Raw genomic sequence first — 2,555 nt, forward strand, 5'->3', positions numbered from 1 at the left:
GGGCTGTTGGGCGCGGTCATGTGCAGTCCTAGTGAAGGATCGGTGAATCAGGGCCCACGACTGGACCCCGCGCAGGAAGGACTCGCGGACCGCACCCAAGGTTGTACGCCGCCCCGGCGTCTTGCGGAACGGAACGGGACGGGGCCGTCCAGACACCCCCTGGACGGCCCCCTGGGGACGTCGCCGGGTGCCGACATGCGGCCCGGCCGGAGCCCGCTGATCATGGACCGCATGACGACCACCGAGAAGGTTCGGGAAGCCGCCGACGACGGCACCAGACGGCAGTTCATCTCCTGGGTCACGCTCGCCCTGATGACCACCGCGTCGGTGGCGAGCCTCAGGCCCTCGCCCTCGATGGCCATCTACGGCCTGGCGGCGGTCTTCCTCTATCTGCTGCCCGCCGTCGTCTTCCTGCTGCCCACCGCCCTGGTCGGCGCGGAACTCGCGTCCGGCTGGAACGGCGGCATCTACCGCTGGGTGAGCGAGGCCCTCGGCAAACCGCTCGGCTTCCTCGCCGTGTGGTGCCAGTTCGCCATGACCATCGCGTACTACCCGAGCCTGCTCGCGTACGTCGCCTCGACCTTCGCGTACGTCATCCACCCGAGCCTCGCCGAGAACGGCCCGTACGTCGCCATCGTCATCGTCGTCATCTACTGGACCGGCGTGTGGGTCTCCTCGCGCGGCACCAGGACGGTCGCCGGGCTCTCCAGCTTCGGCCTGATCGTCGGCACCCTCGTGCCGGGCGTCGTGCTCGTCGCGCTCGGCGTCGTCTTCCTCTCCCAGGGCAACCCGTCCGCCGCGCCGATGAGCGCCGACCACTGGCTGCCGCCCTGGACAGGCCTGGCCAGCCTGGTCCTGATCGTCAACAACTTCCTGTCGTACGCGGGCATGGAGATGAACGGCGTCCATGTGTCGTCGCTGCGCGAACCGCGCTCCGAGTACCCCCGGTCGATCTTCCTCGCCACCGGCCTCGTCCTGCTCATCTTCATCCTGCCGGCGCTCGCGATCAGCTGGGTCATGCCGGCCGAGCAACTCAGCCTGACCGCCGGTCTGATGCAGGCCTTCCAGGCGTTCTTCGGGCACTTCGGGGTCGCCTGGCTCACCAAGGTCGTCGGGATCATGCTCGTGATGGCCGCGCTCGGCGGCATGCTCACCTGGCTCGCCGGACCGGCCAAGGGCCTCGTCATGCTGTCCCGCCAGGAGGGCTACCTGCCGCCGTTCCTGCAGCGCCTCAACCGCAACGGCGTACCGCAGAACATCATGGTCGCGCAGGGTGTGATCACCACCCTGATCGGCGTCCTCTACGCGTTCAGCGACGACGTGTCGTCCGCGTACTGGATGTTCTCCGTGATCACCGTGCAGATCTATCTCATCGCCTACCTGCTGATGTTCCTCGCCGTCATCCGGCTCCGGACGACCCAGCCGGACCAGCCGCGCGGCTTCCACGTGCCGGCCGTGCGCCTGGTCGCGGGCGTCGGCTTCGTCGCCTCGCTCGCCGCCATGGCGATCGGCTTCGTGCCGCCCGACCAGTTCGGCGACGCCCCGCTCTGGCGGTACCTCCTGATCGTCGGCGGCGGCCTCGTCCTCATCGGCCTCGTCGCCCCGCTCGCCTTCCTCAAGCTCCGCAAACCCAGCTGGATCCATCCGGACGCGGTACGTGACGGCCCTCCGGCGGGCCCGTGAGCACCGGGGGAGCCCTGAGCTCCTACCGGCACCGCAGGCTCCGTCCCGTCATGTACCTCTCCGGCCGCCTCCGTTCGCGGCGTGACGCCCGGATCGCCGCCGCGTTCTTCGCGCTCGGCGCCGCCGCGTACACCGCCTGGGTGCTCGAAGCCGTCCTCACCACGGGCCTCGACCCGATACGGACCTACGTCAGCGAACTCGCCGCCGAGACCGAGAACCTCGGCGGCCTGTTCCGCGCCACCGACCTCACCGCCGGACTCCTCGTCCTCGCGGGCGCCCTCTGGGGCCTGGCCCGGCTGCGCCCGCACCGCGGCCCCGCCGCGGCCGGCTGGGCCGGGCTTCTGCTTTTCGGCGCCGCCACCGCCGCCGACTCCCGGCTGCCGCTGACCTGCACGCCCACCGCCGACCCCGAGTGCGCCGCCCTGGAGGCCGCAGGACTGCTTCCCGGCACCCACACGGCGCACGCCGTCACCAGTTCCCTCGCCGTCACCGGCGCCGTCGTCGGCATGGCCGCCCTCACCCTCGCCGCCCGCAGACACGGCATCTGGTGGCCGCTCGCCCGCTTCGGCCCCTGGGTCGTCGCCCTCGAACTGGCCGTCACCGTATGGACGCTGGCCGCCATCGCCGCCCTCGAGACCGGTCACGGCACCTGGCTGATCGGCCTCGGGCAGCGCGCCCAGGTCCTCCTGATCGCCGCCTGGCTCGCCCTGTTCGCACTCTCCCTCGCCCGCACCGCCGCACCCCTGGGCCGGTCCCGATGAGCACGGCACCGGCCTTCGTACGGATCGGCGGCGTGCCGCACCACGTCGTCGTCGAGGGCACCGGACCGGTCTGCGTACTCTCCGCCGGGCTCGGCATGGCCTGGTACGACT

At 71.2% G+C, this 2,555-nt stretch carries 2 protein-coding genes; both read left to right on the forward strand.

The window, feature by feature from the left end; translation table 11 throughout:
• Positions 1-231 precede the first annotated feature (231 nt).
• Entirely contained in the window at positions 232-1,683 is a 1,452-nt protein-coding gene (gene gadC, locus GUY60_RS36705; RefSeq protein ID WP_161705836.1) for a glutamate/gamma-aminobutyrate antiporter GadC, read from the forward strand.
• A 50-nt stretch (positions 1,684-1,733) separates the two neighbouring features.
• Positions 1,734-2,444, forward strand: coding sequence for a DUF998 domain-containing protein (locus tag GUY60_RS36710; protein WP_161705837.1), 711 nt, complete (start codon positions 1,734-1,736; stop codon positions 2,442-2,444).
• The last annotated feature ends 111 nt before the right edge of the window (positions 2,445-2,555 follow it).

The organism is Streptomyces boluensis (genome assembly GCF_009908195.1).
Classification (GTDB): Bacteria; Actinomycetota; Actinomycetes; order Streptomycetales; family Streptomycetaceae; genus Streptomyces; species Streptomyces boluensis.

What these genes read in the sequence shown, in the direction of transcription:
- GUY60_RS36710 (WP_161705837.1), top strand. Translation starts at nt 1,734, where the DNA reads ATGTACCTCTCCGGCCGCCTCCGTTCGCGGCGTGACGCCCGGATCGCC.
- gadC (WP_161705836.1), top strand. Translation starts at nt 232, where the DNA reads ATGACGACCACCGAGAAGGTTCGGGAAGCCGCCGACGACGGCACCAGA.